Genomic DNA, 16,185 nt, shown 5'->3' with positions numbered 1-16,185 from the left:
TGGAACACCACATCTCACTTTTAAACGCCCCCCCCCGGGGGGGGGGGGGGTGTTCCGGGGGGGGGGGGGGGGGGGCGCGCCCCCGGGGGGGGGGGGGGGCCCCCCCCCCCCGGCCGTCCTGCGGTCACAAGGAGAGCCGGTCGACGAGGGCGGCCAGTGCCCGCGCCAGCGCCTCCAGGCCGGGGCCCGCCGGGCCGCCGGGCTCGCTCATGTAGAGGTCGCGGCGGATCTCCACCATCAGGGCACCGACCCGGGCGTCCTTCCCGTAGTACCGCAGCGGTACGTACGTGCCGGCGAACGGGCTGTCCAGGGCCGTGCCGCCGAAGTCCGCGAACGCCTCGCGCGCCGCGTCGAGCAGGGCGGGCGGCGTGTGGAAGGCGTCCGTGCCCAGGCAGATCGGCGGGCGCGGTCCGTCGCCGTGGAGCTCGTACGGCAGCGCCTTGGCCGGGTACGAGTGCACGTCGAGGATGATCGCCCGCCCGACGGCCGCCAGCCGCTCCTCCACCGCGTCGGTGATCGCCCGCGCGTACGGGTGGAAGTAGCGCTCGAGCAACCGCCCGCCGTCGAAGCCGGCCGGGCGGAGCTCCGCGCGGTGCGTCGTGCGCGTGTAGACGGCTCCCATGCCGCGCGCCAGCATCTCCTCCCGTTCGTCGGGGAACCGCTCGGGGTCGACGACCAGGCGCGAGAGCCGGTTCTCGAAGCGCCAGGGGGTCAGGCGCGCCGCCCCGGCGGCCCCGGCCGCGATGCGCGCGGTGTGCGCGTCGGTGATGTGGTCCAGCTCCGTCTCCAGCTCCCGGTCGTCCAGGACGATCCCGGCCCGGACGTCGGCGGGTATGGCGCGGGAGGAGTGCGGGACGTGCAGGAGCACGACGGAGTCGGGGGCTCCGGGGTGGAGCAGGGCGGCGGCGTCGCTCATCTGGTTCCTCGCTGCGGATCGCGGGTGGACGGGTACCCGGCCCATCATGTCGGGTCGTGATCATTCCTCCGGAAGGGCCCGGGCCGCGGAGCTGCCGGGCCGCTCACCGGGGCGCCGCCCGTGTTTGTATCCGCCGGGTATCGGTCACCGCTTGGTTTCCCGTCGATCCGGGCCGCGGACGCCCAGGGGCGGTCCGGCGCGGCCGGCCCGCCCGATGTCTGCCGTATGGTTCCTTTCGGCCGCCACACCCGCCCGATCCATCCGATTCATCTGATGCATCCGATCCGTCCGCGTCCGATCTGTCCGCGTCCGAACAGGAGCCGTCCCCGTGTCCTCGCCCGCCCCCGTGCGCGTGCTGCTCGTCGAGGACGACGAGCTGATGCGCCGGTCCTTCACCGTCGCCCTGGAGCGGTACGGGTACGCGATGACGGCCGCGGCCGACGGGCTGACCGGGCTGGAGCTCTTCCGCGACGGCGGCTTCGACCTGCTGGTCCTGGACGTGATGCTGCCCGGCCTGGACGGGATCGGGCTGTGCCGCAGGGTCCGGGAGACCAGCCTGGTGCCGGTCCTGATGATGTCCGCGCGCGGCGACGGGCTCGATGTCGTCGCCGGTCTGGAGGCCGGGGCGGACGACTACGTGGTCAAACCTGTGGACACCTACGTCCTCGTGGCCCGTATCCGCTCGCTGCTGCGGCGCGCCACGTACGCGCCCGTCCCGGCCCCCGGCGCCGCCCCCGCCGACGTACCGGGCCCGGCCGAGGGCGAGCGGCTGGTCTTCGGGGACCTGGCCGTCGACACCGGCGGCATGGAGGTCTTCGTCGCCGGCGAGCCGGTGGCACTGACCCCGACCGAGCTGAAGCTGCTGCTGGAGTTCGCCGCCCACCCGGGCATCGTGCTGGAGCGGCACACGCTGCTGCGCAACGTCTGGGAGTACGGCTGGGACGGCGACAGCCGGGTCGTCGACCTGTGCGTGCAGCGGCTGCGCCGCAAGCTCGGCCGGGACCGGATCGAGACAGTCCGCGGTTTCGGCTACAAGCTCAGGCGCTGAGGCGGGTGCTCAGGACCCGGGGGGTGCACGGGACCCTGCGCCCGCCGCGCTCGCTGCGCTGGAAGATCGCCGCGCTGGCCGCGGCCACCGCGTGCCTGGTCGCGGCGGCGGTGGGCGTACTGGTGCACGTCTGGACCGCTGACGACATCCGCGACCGGGCCCGGATGCGCGCGTTCAACGCCGTGTACACGGCCATGGAGACCTACCGGCGCACCGGCACCCTGGCGGGCGGCGCCGAGCTCGATCCGGCCGACCTGCCCACCGCCCTGCGCCGCCCGTCCGACGGCGAGCGGCACACGGCGTTCGACGGGCGCGTCCAGGGCAATGCCGGGCCGAGCGTCTGGGCCGCCCAGCGGACCGGCGGGCCGGGCAGTCCGGTGCTGGCGGTCGAGGTCAACATGGGCCCGGAGCTGTACGACCTGCGCCGGCTCGACATGAGCATGGCGGTGGCCTCGCTGGTCGCCCTGGCGGCGGCCGTGCCACTGGCGGCGTACGGGGCCGGGCTGCTGGGCCGCCGGCTGCGGCGCGTGTCCGAGACCGCGGGCCGGATCTCCGCCGGGGACCTCGACGCCCGCACCGGTCCCGTGGGGGGCCGCGACGAGGTGGCCGACATCGCCGCCACCGTCGACCTCATGGCCGACAGCCTGGGCCGGCGGCTGCGCACCGAGCGCCGGTTCACCGCCGACGTGGCGCACGAGCTGCGCACCCCCGTGGGCGGCCTGCTGGCCGCCGCCGACCTGCTGCCGGCCGGCGAGACGGAGGATCTGCTCCGGGCCCGGGTACGGGACCTGCGCGGCCTCGTCGAGGACCTGCTGGAGATCTCCCGCCTGGACGCCGGGGCCGAACGGCCGGTGAGCGCGCGGGTGCCGCTCGGCGCGGTCGTCCGGGAGGCGGTGGAGCGCACCGGACTCGACGCGCAGATCACCGTCGCGGGCGCGACGGCCACCGGTGCCCCGGACACCGTCGAGACGGACCCGCGCCGTCTCGAACGGATCGTCGGCAACCTCGTCGTCAACGCCCACCGGCACGGCGCCGCCCCCGTCGAGGTCGCCGTCGACGGCCGGACGGTCGTCGTACGCGACCACGGCCCCGGTTTCCCCGCGGACCTGCTGCGCGAGGGCCCGCGCCGCTTCCATACGGGCGCGGCGGAGCGCGGCTCCGGCCACGGGCTGGGCCTGACCATCGCGGTGGGCCAGGCCCGGGTGCTGGGCGCCGAGCTGCGCCTGGCCAACGCCCCGGACGGCGGCGCGGTCGCCACCCTGCGCCTGCCGGGCTGACCGCCCGGCCGCCGCCCGGCCCCGCACGACCGATACGAAGCGGAGCCGCCACCGATACGCGGCGGACCAGGGACCCGATACATCCCCCCGACACCCTTCGAGTGCGCCCATCGGCACCCGAAGAGGAGTCCCCCTGTGACCGCCGCACCCCACGCCCCCCTCGCATCGCACCCGACGACCGGGTACGCCGCCGTCACCACCGACCTGACGAAGGTCTACGGCAGCGGTGACACCCGTGTCGTCGCGCTGGACCGGGTCAGCGTCGCCTTCCGGGAGGGCGATTTCACCGCGATCATGGGCCCCTCCGGCTGCGGGAAGTCCACCCTGATGCACTGCGCCGCCGGGCTCGACACGGCCGACTCCGGCTCCGTCCGCATCGGCACCACCGAGCTGGGCACCCTGAACGACCGGCAGCTGACCGAACTGCGCCGGGACCGGATCGGTTTCATCTTCCAGGCCTTCAACCTGCTGCCGACGCTGACCGCGCTGGAGAACATCACGCTGCCCATGGACATCGCGGGCCGCGAGCCCGACAGGCAGTGGCTGGACACGGTGATCCGGATGGTGGGCCTGTCCGACCGGCTCGCGCACCGGCCCGCCCAGCTCTCCGGCGGGCAGCAGCAGCGCGTCGCCGTCGCCCGTGCGCTGGCCTCCCGGCCCTCGGTCGTCTTCGGCGACGAGCCCACCGGCAACCTCGATTCCCGGTCCGGGGCCGAGGTCCTCGGCTTCCTGCGGGACTCGGTGCGCGAGCTCGGGCAGACCGTGGTGATGGTGACGCACGACCCGGTCGCCGCCGGCTACGCCGACCGCGTGGTCTTCCTTTCCGACGGCCGCCCGGTCGACGAGATGGTCCGTCCGACCCCGGAGCGGGTGCTGGACCGGATGAAGGCGTTCGACACCCGCGCCCGCACCAGCTGACCCGGCACCGCCCCTCCGCCTCCATCTCCATCTCCGTCTCCGTCTCCGTCTCCGCCTCCCCCTCCCGAAAGCTCCCCATGCTGAGAACCGCTCTGCGCAACGTCCTGGCGTCCAAGGCCCGTCTGGCGATGACCGTCCTCGCGGTCTGCCTGGGTGTCGCCTTCGTCTGCGGCACCCTCGTCTTCGCGGAATCCTCCGCCGCGGCCTACCGCGCCTCCGCGTCGAAGAACTTCGCGGGCATCGCGACCACCGTCACCCCCAAGGCCGTACCGCCCGGTGCCGGCGCGGAAGGCGACGCCTCCGTGCTCGACGACGCGCTCGTACGGAAACTGGCCGAGGTGCCCGGTGCCGCCTCCGTGCGGCCGGCGGTCGACGGTTCGGCCGTCATGAACGCGGCGGACGGCCATCCGCTGCGGGCCGGCAAGGCGTGGGCGAACCTGGCCGCCGGCTACGTACCGGGCAAGGACGGTACGGACAGCCGCCATCCCGTGCTCAAGGGCCGCGCCCCGCGCGGCGGCGACGAGCTCGCCGTCGACAGCGGCACCGCCGCCGCCGGGGGCTTCCGGATCGGTGACACGGTCACGCTGGCCACCGACGGCCCGGTCCTGAAGAAGCGGCTCGTGGGCATCGTCGGCACCCAGGACTCACGGGTGACCGCCGGCGGAACCCTCGCCGTGTTCGACCGGGCGACCGCCCAGCAGCTGTTCGCCTCTCCGGGCCGCTACACCTCGATCGACCTGTCCGCCGCGCCCGGCACCAGCCCGGCCACGCTCCACGAGCGGGTCGCCGCCGCGCTCCCCGCCGACCGGGCCGAGGCCGTCAGCGGCGCCGCCCAGGCAGCCCAGCAGGCCACCTACCTGGACACGCTGACGCGCGGTCACCAGAAGATGCCGATGGTCTTCGCCGGGGTCGCGCTCTTCATCGGATCCTTCCTCATCGTCAACACCTTCACCATGCTGGTCTCCCGCCGCACCCGGGAGATCGCGCTGCTGCGCGCCATCGGCGCCTCGCGCCGCCAGGTGGTCCGCTCCCTGCTCTGGGAGGCCGTCCTGGTCGGCCTCGTCGCGTCGGCGGCCGGATTCGTCCTGGGCCTGGGCATCGCGTCCGTCCTGCCCGGCCTGCTGAGCACCGCCGAGGACGCCCTGCCCCGAGGGCCCCTGGTGATCGGTGCGCGCCCGGTCGTGGCGGCGTTCGCGGTCGGGGTGGGCGTCACGGTGCTCGCCGCGTGGCTGCCCTCGCGCAAGGCGGCCCGGGTCGCGCCGCTGGAGGCGCTACGCGCCTGCGAGCAGCCGCCGGGCGCCCGCGCGTCCCGGGTGCGCGGCGCGGCGGGAGCGGTCGTGCTCGTCCTCGGCGCCGGGCTGCTGGTCTCGCTCACGGGCGCGAAGGACGCCTCGGAGGCGAACCTTCAGCGGGCGATGGCCGGCTGCGCCCTGCTCGCGGTCGCACTCATCGTACTGGCTCCGCTGCTGGCCGTGCCCGTGATCCGGCTGACCGGCCGGCTGACCGGCCGCTTCGGGATCACCGGCCGGCTCGCCCGGGACAACGCGCTGCGGGACCCGCGGCGCACCGCGGCGACCGCCTCCGCCCTGATGATCAGTACCGCGCTGGTCGCCGGGCTCGCCGTGATCGGAAATTCCACGGGTACGGCCCTCGACCGGCAGGCCGCGGCGGGCCTGGGCGCCGACTACGTGATCAGCAGCCGCACCCATATGACCGCCCTCGACCCGGCGGCCGAGAAGCGGGTGGCCGCCACCCCCGGGGTGAAGACCTCCTCCGCGGTCGCCGACTCCGTCGTGTTCCTCGCCGGCGGCGGCGTCCGGGAGATCGCCGGCGTCACGCCCGCCGCCGTGCGCGAGGTCATGAAGCTCGACTTCGTCAGCGGATCGCTGGACGAGCTCGGTCCGGGCCGGGTCGCCGTCTCCGGCACGCTCGCCCGGGAACAGCACCTGACCACGGGCAGCCGGGTCGGCGCCCGCATTGGCACCGGCCAGGAGCTGAAGCAGTACACCGTCGTCGGCGTCTACCGGGACAACCCCACCGCCGGGACGGTGCTCGGCGACCGCTCGGAGGTGCAGGAGCACGGCTTCCTGCCCGGCTCCGTCCAGCGGATCCTGGTCCGCACCGACGGCGGAGCGGCCTCGAAGGCCACCGCGGACCGGCTGCGTGCCGCCGTGGGCGACAGCCCGCTGGTCCGCGTCAAGGACCGTGAGCAGCTCGTCCGCGAGGCCGCGGGCGCGCTGGACGACCTGCTGACCCTGATGTACGGGCTGCTCGCCATCGGCGCCGTGATCTCCCTGCTCGGCATCGTCAACACGCTCGCCGTGTCGGTCTCGGAGCGCACCCGCGAGATCGGCGTCCTGCGGGCGATCGGCCTGGACCGCGCCGGGATCCGCCGGATGATCCGCCTGGAGTCGGTGACCGTCGCGGCCTTCGGCACCCTGCTGGGCCTGGCGGGCGGCGTGTTCGGCGCCTGGGCGGTGGGCGCGCTGGCGGGCGGTGCGCTGGCGGAGTACTCCCTGGCGCTGCCCTGGGGCACCCTGCTCCTGCTGTGCCCGGCCTCCCTCGCGCTCGGCACCGTGGCGGCGGCCGCCCCGGCCCGCCGCGCGGCGGCCCTCGGCCCCCTGGAGGCCGTGGCGCAGTCCTGACCCGCCCTCCCCCTCGTCGCCGGCCGGCCGGGAACGACCCGGCCGGCCGTCGGCGGGCCGGCTGTCGGCGGGTCGGCTGTCGGCGGGTCCGCGGCGGGTGGTCGGCAGGTGGTCAGCCGGCAGCCAGGGCGTCCGCCTCGGCCGCGTAGAGCACGGCGGGGTCCAGGCCCATACCGGTGAAGTGGCCCGCCAGTTCCAGGGACAGCACCCCGTGCAGGCGGCTCCAGAAGGCCAGGGCCAGCCGCAGGGCCGCCGGCGGGGCGTCCGGGTGGCTCGCGGCCCACTCCCGGTGGCCGGCCAGGTGCTCCTCGACAGCACCCTCCCGGCCGCCCGGGGTGGGGCCGGGCGCGGTGGCGGCGCAGGCGTCGAGCAGGACGGACATGATCTCGGCGGCGATCGCGGTGATGTCCGGCGGCGCCTGGTAGCCGGGGACGGGCGTGCCGTAGACGAGGAAGTAGCGGTGCGGGTCCTCCAGGGCCCAGCGGCGCAGTACCCGGGCCAGCCCGGCGGGGCCCGCGGACCCGCCCGCGGCGCGGAAGGCGTCGGCGAGGCTGCGGTAGGCGTCCCGGACGAGTTCGGTGATCAGCTCGTCGCGGTTGGCGAAGTACCGGTAGAGCGCCGGTCCGCTCATACCCATCTGCTTGGCGATCGCGTTGAGGGAGAGCGCGGAGGCGCCGGAGCCGGCGATCTGCCGCCAGGCCTTCTCCTTGACCTCCTCGCGCACCTGCTGCCGGTACCGCTCGCGGGGGGTCTTCGTGCCGCCGGTCGTCATGCCCGCCACCTCTCGTCGCCGCTCACCGGGTGAGTGAGAACCTATCACCATCGGCATAGGGATTCACGAACAGAGGAGCCGCCGCCTTGACAGTGGCACACCGCCTGCCCATTCTAGTTACAGCTTCTAACGAACAGCAGAAGCTATAACCCAACGGGAACCGGACAGCCAGTGGAGGCCGTGATGAACACCGTCGAGCGCGTCGAGATCGTTCTGCCGGGGAAGGTCGAGCCCGAGGGCCTGGAGCTGCACCGGAGCCCGGTTCCGGTCCCGGCGGCCGGACAGGTGGTGATCGCGATGGAGGCGACGGGCGTGTCCTTCGCCGAGCAGCAGATGCGCCGCGGCCGGTACTACGACCAGCCGGCCTTCCCCTTCGTCCCCGGCTACGACCTGGTCGGCACCGTGACGGCCGTCGGCGAGGGCGTCGCCGACGCCCTGCTCGGCCGGCGGGTGGCCGCCATGACGAAGACCGGAGGCTGGGCGAGCCACGTCGCGCTCGACGCCGCCGACGTGGTGGCGGTCCCCGACGGCGTCGGCGCGGTGGACGCCGAGACGGCGGTCGTCAACGGCATCACCGCCTGGCAGATGCTCCACCGCAAGGCCCGGGTGCGGGCCGGCCGGACGGTGCTGGTGCACGGCGCCAACGGCGGTGTCGGCTCGATCCTGGTCCAGCTGGCGCTCGCGGCGGGCGCCCGGGTCATCGGCACCGCCTCCCTCCGTCACCACGACGCGCTGCGCGCCCTCGGGGTGACCCCCGTCGACTACCGCGGCGGCGACGTCGCCGCCCGGGTGCGGGCCCTGGCGCCCGGCGGGGTGGACGCGGTGTTCGACCACGTCGGCGGGGAGGGCGTCGTCGATTCGTGGCGGCTGCTGGCCCCCGGCGGCACCCTCGTCTCGTACGGCACCGCAGCCACCCGCGACGACCAGGGTTCCGGCGCGCTGCCGGTGCTCAAGCTGCTGGGCCGGGTGTGGCTGTGGAACGCGCTGCCCAACGGGCGCCGGGCGTACTTCTTCAACGTGTGGGCCGGGCGCGCCTACGCCAAGGACCGCTTCCGGGCCCGCCTGCGCGCCGACCTCACCGAGGTGTTCACGGCCCTCCAGCGCGGTGAGATCACGGCCAAGGTCGCCGCCGAGATCCCGCTGGCCCGCGCCGCCGAGGCGATGCGGCTGGCCGAGTCCGGCACGGTCGCCGGCAAGGTCGTCCTGGTCCCGTGACCGGAACCCGTTCTTACGGATCCATGACGGACGGCCCGGTGACCGGGCCGCGGGGACGGCTGCGGCATAGCGTCGGACGTATGCGCGTACTTGTGACTGGAGGAGCGGGCTTCATCGGCTCGCACATCGTCGCCGAGCTGGCCGGCCGCGGCCACGAGCCGGTGGTCTTCGACCTGGCGGAGGACGGACGGGACGTCCGGGACCCCGCACAGGTGCGCCGGGCCCTCGCCGGCATCGACGCGGTCTGCCACCAGGCGGCCAAGGTCGGCCTCGGCAAGGACTTCGGGGACGCCCCCGACTACGTCGCCGCCAACGACCTCGGTACGGCCGTCGTGCTGGCGGCGATGGCCGAGACCGGCGTACGGCGGCTGCTGCTGGCCGGATCGATGGTCGTCTACGGCGAGGGCCGCTACGAGTGCCCCGCGCACGGCGTGGTCCGGCCGGGGCCGCGGGCCGAGGCGGACCTGCGCGCGTGCCGGTTCGAGCCGCGCTGCCCGGTCTGCGGCGCCGACCTGTCCCCCGGCCTGGTCACCGAGGACGCGCCGGTCGACCCGCGCAACGTCTACGCCACCACCAAGCTGGCCCAGGAACACCTCGCCGCGTCCTGGGCGCGGGCCACCGGCGGGCGCGCGGTCTCGCTGCGCTACCACAACGTCTACGGGCCGGGGATGCCCCGCGACACGCCGTACGCGGGGGTGGCCGCGCTGTTCCGTTCCTCGCTGGCCCGGGGCGAGGCGCCGCGCGTGTTCGAGGACGGCGGCCAGCGGCGGGACTTCGTGCACGTCCGGGACGTCGCCTCGGCCAACGCCGTGGCGCTGGAGGACCTGGGGGCCCTGGGGGCGCCGGGGTTCACCGCGTACAACGTGGGCAGCGGCGATCCGCGGACCGTCGGCGACATGGCCAAGGCCCTCGCCGCCGCCTGCGCGGGCCCCGATCCCGTCGTCACCGGCGAGTACCGGCTGGGCGACGTACGGCACATCACCGCCGACTCGGCGCGGCTGCGCCGGGAGCTGGGCTGGCGGCCGGTGGTGCCGTTCGCCGCCGGGATGGCCGAGCTGGCGGCCGGGACGGACGCCGCCGCGCCCGCCGCCCCCTAGGGTGGGCGGGCCGCGCGGGGCGTCAGGCCGGGGCCGGAAGGGTCAGTTCGAAGCGGCAGCCGCCGGAGACGTTGCGGACGTCCGCGTGGCCCGCGTGGGCCTCCACGATCCCGCGGACGATCGCCAGGCCCAGGCCCGCACCCGCCGGAGGGGTGCGGGCCGGCGTACCGCGCCAGCCGGTGTCGAAGACGCGCGGGAGGTCCTCCTCGGGGATGCCCCCGCAGGCGTCGGTGACGGACAGCACCACCGCGCCCGCACGGCTCTCGGCGGCGATCGCGACCGTGCCGTCGGCCGGGGTGTGGCGGATGGCGTTCACGAGCAGGTTGGACAGCACACGGGTCATCTCCTTGCCGTCCACCTCCACCGGCAGCGGGGCGACGCCGTCGCCGACCAGCCGTACGCCGTGCTCGCGGGCGAGGGCGTCGACGCCGGTCATGACGTCGCCCACCAGGTCGTAGAGCGACATCCGGGTGGGGGTCAGGCTGAGCGCGCCCGCGTGGATGCGGGAGAGCTCGAAGAGGTCGCCGACCATGGAGTTGAGCCGGTCCACCTCGGTGCGCATCTGCCGGTGGTAGCGGGCGGGGTCGGCGACGATGCCGTCCTCCAGCGCCTCCGACATGGCGCGCAGGCCGGCGAGCGGGGTGCGCAGGTCGTGGGAGATCCAGGCGACCAGCTCCCGCCGGGAGGTCTCCAGGGCGCGTTCGCGTTCCCGGGAGGCGGTCAGCCGTTCGCCGGTGCGGGCCAGTTCCGCGCTGAGCGCGGCGAGTTCCGCCGGGGCGGGGACCGCAGGCGCCGTGAAGGTGCCGTTCTCGCCGAAGGCGCGGGCGGCGTCGACGAGCTCCCGGCAGCGCAGCACGACCTGCCGGCCCAGCAGCAGCGCGGTGCCCAGCGACACGCCGGCGGCCATCGCGACGACGGTCGTGACCACGGTCAGGTCGTGGGAGGACAGGAACATCGCCCACGCCACGGCGAGGGTGCCGGCGAGCATCGCGGACACCGCGACGGCCGCGACGACGGCGAGGGAGACGGCCACGCTGCGCCGCCGCAGCATCCGCAGGGCCACGGCCCCCAGCAGTCCGACGGCGCCCGCGCCCAGCAGGGCGTACAGGGCGATCAGCAGCAGGTCACGGTTGTTCATGGCCGCCCACCGTACGGGGTGCCGTGCCGGGCGCCGCCGCCGGGGCGGACGGGGCGGAGAGGGCCGCCGGGGCGGACGGCGGCGGGTGGGCGTCGAAGCGGTAGCCGGCGCCCCAGACCGTCTGGATCAGCCGGGGGCTCGCCGCGTCGTCCTCGATCTTCCCCCGGAGCCTGCGGACGTGGACGGTGACCGTGGACAGGTCCCCGAAGTCCCAGCCCCACACCTCGCGCATCAGCAGCTCGCGGTCGCAGACCCGCCCGGGGTTGCGCAGGAAGTAGGCCAGGAGATCGAACTCCCGCAGGGTGAGCGAGAGTTCCACGCCGTCCTTGGTGACCCGGCGGCCGGCCGGGTCCAGACTCAGACCGGCCGCGCCCAGCAGCGGCCCGGCGGCCGGGCCGGCGGGGGCGGCGGGCGCGGCCCGGCGCAGCACGGACTGCACGCGAAGGACGAGTTCGCGCGGGCTGAACGGCTTGGTGACGTAGTCGTCCGCGCCCACCTCCAGCCCGAGGATCCGGTCGTCCTCGTCGCCGCGCGCGGTCAGCATGATGACCGGGACGGGCGGGCCGCCCGCCTCCCGGGCGCGCAGCCGGCGGCAGACCTCCAGCCCGTCCATGCCGGGCAGCATGAGGTCGAGGACCACCAGGTCCGGGCGGCTCTCCTCGGCCGCCCGCAGCGCGGCCGGCCCGTCGGCGGCCAGCCGCACGGCGAACCCGGCCCGGGCCAGATACCCTGCCACCACCTCCGAGACGGTGGGGTCGTCGTCCACGACGAGGACCCCGCGCACGTCCTCGCCCCTGCTCTCCGTACTGCTGACCACTGCCATGGCCCCAGCCTGACATCCGTCCCGGTCCGGGTCTGCCCCGGCCTCCCGCTCCGCGCCACGCCGTCCGCGTTTCGTAAGGACTCAAAGCCCCTTTCGTCCGCCCCGGCTTCCTACGGTGAGGCTCGTGACTGATTCCACTTGCGCACCGCCCCGGGCGGATCTCGTACTGCCCTGTCTCGACGAGGCGGAGGCGCTGCCCTGGGTACTGGCCCGGGTGCCCGCCGGCTGGCGGGCCATCGTCGTCGACAACGGCTCCCGCGACGGCTCCGCGGACATCGCCCGCGCGCTCGGCGCCACGGTGGTGCACGAACCGCGCCGCGGTTTCGGCGCGGCCTGCCACGCCGGGCTGCTCGCGGCCCGCGCCGACCTGGTCTGCTTCTGCGACTGCGACGCCTCCCTCGACCCCGGGCTGCTCGCCCCCATGGCCGCGCGGGTCGCGGCCGGTGAGGCCGACCTGCTGCTCGGCCGCCGCCGGCCGCGGGGGCGCGGTGCCTGGCCCGCGCACGCCCGCGCCGGGAACCTGGCGCTGGCCCGGATGCTGCGCCGCCGTACCGGGCTCCGGCTGCACGACCTCGGGCCGATGCGGGTCGCCCGCCGCGAGGCACTGCTCGGCCTGGAACTCACCGACCGGCGCAGCGGCTACCCGCTCCAGATGGTGGTCCGGGCCGCCGACGCGGGCTGGCGGGTCGCCGAGACGGACGTGCCGTACCTGCCGCGCTCGGGGAAGTCCAAGGTCACCGGCACCTGGCGGGGCACCTGGCACGCCGTACGGGACATGCGCCGCGTGCTGGCCGAGCCGCCCCGCGCCGACGGCACGCCGGCCGAGGACGGGGTCCGTCGTTGAGCACCCTCCTCGTCATCGCGAAGGCCCCGGTCGCGGGCCGCGTCAAGACCCGTCTGACACCGCACTTCACACCGGAGGAGGCGGCCGCCCTGGCCCGGGCCGCGCTGGAGGACACCCTGGCCGCGGTCCTCGCCACCGACGTCCGCCGACGGGTCCTGGTGCTCGACGGGCAGCCGGGGCCCTGGCTGCCGGGGGGCATCGAGGTGGTCCCGCAGGGCGCGGGCGGACTGGACGTACGGCTGGCGGCGGCCTTCGCCCTGCCGGACGGCCCCGCCCTGCTGATCGGCATGGACACCCCGCAGGTCACGCCGGAACTGCTGGCCCAGGGGCTCGACTTCAGCGCCGCGGGCGCCTGGTTCGGTCCCGCGGACGACGGCGGGTTCTGGGCGCTGGGGCTCGCCGAGCCCGATCCGGCGCTGCTGCTCGGCGTCCCCATGTCCGTGGCGCACACCGGGCGGGAGCAGCGCGAGCGGCTGACCCGGTCCGGGCGGGCGGTGCGGGACCTGCCGACGCTGTGCGACGTGGACACCCCGGCCGACGCGGCGCGGGTCGCGGCCGCCGCCCCGGACACGCGGTTCGCCGCGCTGCACTCCTACCTGTGCGCGGTCACGCGATGACGGCGCAGCTCTCGCAGGCGGTGTCGGAGCCCGTACGTGCCTGGCGGGCCGACCCGTACGCCGACGCGCTGCGGGCCGGCCGAGGCCCCCTCTACCTGCGGCGCGCCGACGGCTGGCTGCTGCCGCTGGACGTGGCGCGCTGGTGCGCGGAACCCGACGAGGCCGACGCGACGGTGCTGGCGCGCTGCCGGGGTCCGGTCCTCGACATCGGCTGCGGGCCGGGCCGGCTGGTCGCGGCCCTGGCCCGGCTGGGGCGGCCGGCGCTGGGCGTGGACGTCATGCCGGCGGCGGTGGAGCGCACCGTACGGGCGGGCGGCAGCGCGCTGTGCCGGTCGGTGTTCGATCCGCTGCCGTGCGAGGGGCGTTGGGGCACGGTGCTGCTCATGGACGGCAACATCGGGATCGGCGGGGATCCCGTCGCCCTGCTGCGCCGCGCGGCCGGGCTGACCGCCCCGGACGGCGCGCTGCTGGTCGAGGTCGCCGCGGCGGACGTCGACGAGCGGGTCGAGGTCCGCCTCGACGACGGCAGCGGCACGGGTACGCGGGGCACACCGTTCCCGTGGGCCCGGGTGGGCACCCGCGCCCTGGGCCTCCACGCCGCCGAGGCGGGCTGGACCCGGGCGTTCGCCTGGCGGACGGCGGACCGCCACTTCGTCAGCCTGACGCAGTCGACGTGACCCGGCCCTGAAGGACCGGGCCAGCGGCACCCCGGCCCGGCGCGCCTTGTGCTCCACGAAGGAGGCGAGCTGGTGGAAGCTCCACGCGTGCAGAGAGGGTGTCGACGATCCCGAGGTCCACGCCGACGAACCCGGACGGGTTCTCGTTCAGCGGGGCCTCGGGCACCTCGCACACCGCGACGAGAGGGAACGTGCCGTCGCGCTCGGTCAGGTCCGACTCGCCCTTGCGGCCTCCACGCACACGTGGTCTTCCCCCCTAGGTACCGGCGTGGACCGTTCACCGACGAGATCCTCAGCCGCTGCGAAGACATCATGCGGAACGTGTGCGCCGACTTCGGGACAGAACTGGTGGAGTTCAACGGCGAACGCGACCACGTGCGCCTCCTCGTGCACTACCCGCCGAAGGTGTCCTGAACACACCCCACCCGCCGCGCCACCCGCCGCCGATGCCGGTCGGCGCGGCCCGGCGGCGCGGCCGCTCGGGCTGCCCCGCCGCCGGGCCGGGTGGTGCGGGCGGCAGCGGGGTTATGGCGCGGACGGGTTTCCGCAGTGGCGGCGGTGGTGGCGGCGGCGCAGGAGGGCGCGGGTGGCCGCGTACGCGGCGGTGGCCAGCGCGATCGCCGCCATCGCCAGCAGCCAGTTGCGCAGGTAGTCCAGCGGCAGCACGGTCGGGTTCGCCGTACCGCCGGGGCGCAGGAGCGGCGGGAGCGCGATCGCCGTCAGGGAGCCGGCCACGATCAGGGCGGCGCGGGCCGCCCCGCGCAGGCGCAGTCCGGCCGCCGCGGTGAGCGCGGCGACGGCGAGGACCAGCGGGGCGATCAGCCCGTCGTGCACGACCGCGCCCCCGGCCAGCCACAGCGCGATCCGCCAGGGCGCGGGCTCCTGGAGCAGCAGGGCGCCGCCGAAGCCCATCAGGGCGAGCCCGAGGCCGCCGCACACGTACCGGTACGTCATCACAGGACCTCCAGTCGGCCGACCCACTTGGTCTGGAGCACGCCGGGCCGGTTCGGGGCGATGATCCGGGCCGGGTAGCCGTGGTCCAGGGAGAGCACCTCGCCGCCCAGGCGTAGGGCGAGCAGGGTGAGCGGGTCCTGGGTGTACGTGCGGCCCATCTCCATCACCCGGTACGCGCCGGACGCCTCCAGCGAGACCACCCGTACCCGCGCGCCGGGGCCGGCTCCGGCACGCTCCAGCAGGTCCCGTACCCGGACCCCGGTCCAGCGGGCGGACTTGCTCCAGCCCTCGACGCAGGCGATGGGCAGGGTGACCTCGTGCTGCGGCATCGCGCGCAGTTCGTCCAGCGTGAGGCTGTACGGGCGCGGCCCGTCCACGGTCAGCCGCCAGTCGGCCAGCACGGCCTCGCCGACGGCCGCGGCGGCCGCCGTACGGTTGACCGGCAGCCCCTGCGGGCCGTGTTCCGGACTGCGCGGGGCGAACAGGTCGAGGGCGCCCAGGGCGGTGACGGACTGTCCGGCGGTCGTCAGCGTGACGGCTCCGACGCCGGCCGCGACGGCGCCCAGCAGCTGCCGGCGGTCGGGGCCGTCGGCCGCGGGCAGGGCACGGGTGCCGGCGGAGCGCAGGCTCCAGTGGTCGCGGATCCGCGGCCACTGGACCGCCAGGTGCAGCAGCAGCGCACCCACCAGGACCCAGGCGACGGCGTAGTGCACGGCCACGAAGGAGAACGGCCAGGGGTACCACTGGAAGGTGTTCAGCAGCCCGGTGAACAGCTCGAAGATCCCGGCGGCGACGAGCACGGCCACCGACAGGCGTTCCAGCCCGTGCCGCAGCGAGCGCACCGGCGGCCACGCGAAGAGCCGTGGGTAGACCGCCCACAGCTTGGCCAGCAGCAGCGGGATCGCGGCGATGCCGAAGATCACGTGCAGCCCCTGCGTGACCCGGTAGCCCCAGGAGGGGTGGCTGGGCAGCCGGTCGGCCAGCCAGACCGGCGGGTGCTGGAGGTAATGGCTGAGCACGCCGGTCACGAAGCAGACGACCATGGCCGGCCCGAGCCAGCGGCCGATGGCGGTGGCGGTCCGGGCGTCGTGCAGACGCCCCTTGAAGGTGACGGGCGGCCCGCCGCGAGGGGGAGAGGTGAAAGGCATGCGCCCATCACACCTGCGACGCGGGCGTCTTGGGCGGGTCGGACACCTTACGAAACGCGGACGTGCGGGGCGCCGGGCTCCGGTTACGGGTCCGGC

General features: G+C 75.5%; 16 protein-coding genes. 10 read left to right on the top strand and 6 right to left on the bottom strand.

Going from position 1 to position 16,185, the window contains the following annotated elements; translation table 11 throughout:
* Positions 1–124: 124 nt before the first annotated feature.
* The gene (locus ACIPXB_RS09815) at positions 125–916 is read right to left on the bottom strand and encodes an N-formylglutamate amidohydrolase (RefSeq protein ID WP_401446886.1); all 792 of its coding nucleotides are present in this window, start codon (positions 914–916) and stop codon (positions 125–127) included.
* 328 nt (positions 917–1,244) lie between these two features.
* Between ACIPXB_RS09815 and cseB the strand changes: the two genes are divergently transcribed.
* The 4 genes from cseB to ACIPXB_RS09795 all read left to right on the top strand — a co-directional run bounded on the left by cseB (position 1,245) and on the right by ACIPXB_RS09795 (position 6,804).
* Positions 1,245–1,964 carry a two-component system response regulator CseB gene (cseB, locus tag ACIPXB_RS09810; RefSeq protein ID WP_401446883.1) on the top strand — a complete coding sequence of 240 codons (720 nt, stop codon included), beginning with the start codon at positions 1,245–1,247 and terminating at the stop codon, positions 1,962–1,964.
* A gap of 23 nt (positions 1,965–1,987) precedes the next feature.
* A complete protein-coding gene (locus ACIPXB_RS09805) occupies positions 1,988–3,241 on the top strand; it encodes a sensor histidine kinase (protein WP_401446880.1) in 1,254 nt (417 codons plus the stop codon).
* Between the two features lie 135 nt (positions 3,242–3,376).
* Positions 3,377–4,159 carry an ABC transporter ATP-binding protein gene (locus tag ACIPXB_RS09800; RefSeq protein WP_401446878.1) on the top strand — a complete coding sequence of 261 codons (783 nt, stop codon included), beginning with the start codon at positions 3,377–3,379 and terminating at the stop codon, positions 4,157–4,159.
* Between the two features lie 77 nt (positions 4,160–4,236).
* Positions 4,237–6,804, top strand: a complete 2,568-nt coding sequence (locus ACIPXB_RS09795; RefSeq protein WP_401446876.1) for an ABC transporter permease — start codon at positions 4,237–4,239, stop codon at positions 6,802–6,804.
* Between the two features lie 112 nt (positions 6,805–6,916).
* Here ACIPXB_RS09795 and ACIPXB_RS09790 read toward each other — a convergent pair whose 3' ends face one another.
* On the bottom strand, positions 6,917–7,576 hold the full coding sequence (locus ACIPXB_RS09790) for a TetR/AcrR family transcriptional regulator (RefSeq protein WP_401446874.1): 660 nt from the start codon (positions 7,574–7,576) through the stop codon (positions 6,917–6,919).
* Between the two features lie 183 nt (positions 7,577–7,759).
* Between ACIPXB_RS09790 and ACIPXB_RS09785 the strand changes: the two genes are divergently transcribed.
* Both ACIPXB_RS09785 and ACIPXB_RS09780 read left to right on the top strand, forming a co-directional pair.
* A complete protein-coding gene (locus tag ACIPXB_RS09785) occupies positions 7,760–8,791 on the top strand; it encodes a medium chain dehydrogenase/reductase family protein (protein WP_401446872.1) in 1,032 nt (343 codons plus the stop codon).
* An 80-nt stretch (positions 8,792–8,871) separates the two neighbouring features.
* Positions 8,872–9,888, top strand: a complete 1,017-nt coding sequence (locus tag ACIPXB_RS09780) for an NAD-dependent epimerase/dehydratase family protein (protein WP_401446870.1) — start codon at positions 8,872–8,874, stop codon at positions 9,886–9,888.
* A 22-nt stretch (positions 9,889–9,910) separates the two neighbouring features.
* Here the strand turns inward: ACIPXB_RS09780 and ACIPXB_RS09775 are convergent, their stop codons facing one another.
* Both ACIPXB_RS09775 and ACIPXB_RS09770 read right to left on the bottom strand, forming a co-directional pair.
* A complete protein-coding gene (locus tag ACIPXB_RS09775) occupies positions 9,911–11,026 on the bottom strand; it encodes a sensor histidine kinase (RefSeq protein ID WP_401446868.1) in 1,116 nt (371 codons plus the stop codon).
* Positions 11,013–11,849, bottom strand: a complete 837-nt coding sequence (locus ACIPXB_RS09770) for a response regulator transcription factor (protein WP_401446866.1) — start codon at positions 11,847–11,849, stop codon at positions 11,013–11,015. The genes ACIPXB_RS09775 and ACIPXB_RS09770 overlap by 14 nt, the downstream gene beginning before the upstream one ends.
* A 115-nt stretch (positions 11,850–11,964) precedes the next feature.
* Here ACIPXB_RS09770 and ACIPXB_RS09765 point away from each other — a divergent pair, with 115 nt between their 5' ends.
* From ACIPXB_RS09765 to tnpA, 4 genes are read left to right on the top strand one after another with little or no spacing between them, the layout of a single operon-like run.
* The gene (locus tag ACIPXB_RS09765) at positions 11,965–12,693 is read left to right on the top strand and encodes a glycosyltransferase family 2 protein (protein ID WP_401446863.1); all 729 of its coding nucleotides are present in this window, start codon (positions 11,965–11,967) and stop codon (positions 12,691–12,693) included.
* Positions 12,690–13,310 (top strand): DUF2064 domain-containing protein, encoded by a 621-nt coding sequence (locus tag ACIPXB_RS09760; RefSeq protein ID WP_401446860.1) that lies wholly within the window; start codon positions 12,690–12,692, stop codon positions 13,308–13,310. Before ACIPXB_RS09765 ends, ACIPXB_RS09760 begins: the two co-directional genes overlap by 4 nt.
* Positions 13,307–13,987: a class I SAM-dependent methyltransferase gene (locus tag ACIPXB_RS09755; RefSeq protein WP_401446857.1), complete on the top strand. Its 681-nt coding sequence runs from the start codon at positions 13,307–13,309 to the stop codon at positions 13,985–13,987. The genes ACIPXB_RS09760 and ACIPXB_RS09755 overlap by 4 nt, the downstream gene beginning before the upstream one ends.
* 48 nt (positions 13,988–14,035) lie before the next feature.
* Positions 14,036–14,401 (top strand): IS200/IS605 family transposase, encoded by a 366-nt coding sequence (tnpA, locus tag ACIPXB_RS09750; protein WP_401446854.1) that lies wholly within the window; start codon positions 14,036–14,038, stop codon positions 14,399–14,401.
* Between the two features lie 111 nt (positions 14,402–14,512).
* Here tnpA and ACIPXB_RS09745 read toward each other — a convergent pair whose 3' ends face one another.
* A complete protein-coding gene (locus ACIPXB_RS09745) occupies positions 14,513–14,941 on the bottom strand; it encodes a hypothetical protein (protein WP_401446852.1) in 429 nt (142 codons plus the stop codon).
* Positions 14,941–16,089 (bottom strand): molybdopterin-dependent oxidoreductase, encoded by a 1,149-nt coding sequence (locus ACIPXB_RS09740; RefSeq protein ID WP_401446850.1) that lies wholly within the window; start codon positions 16,087–16,089, stop codon positions 14,941–14,943. The genes ACIPXB_RS09745 and ACIPXB_RS09740 overlap by 1 nt, the downstream gene beginning before the upstream one ends.
* Positions 16,090–16,185 lie beyond the last annotated feature (96 nt).

The organism is Streptomyces sp. NPDC090022 (genome assembly GCF_044748145.1).
GTDB lineage: Bacteria > Actinomycetota > Actinomycetes > Streptomycetales > Streptomycetaceae > Streptomyces.
This window is presented reverse-complemented; position numbering and strand designations above follow the sequence as displayed.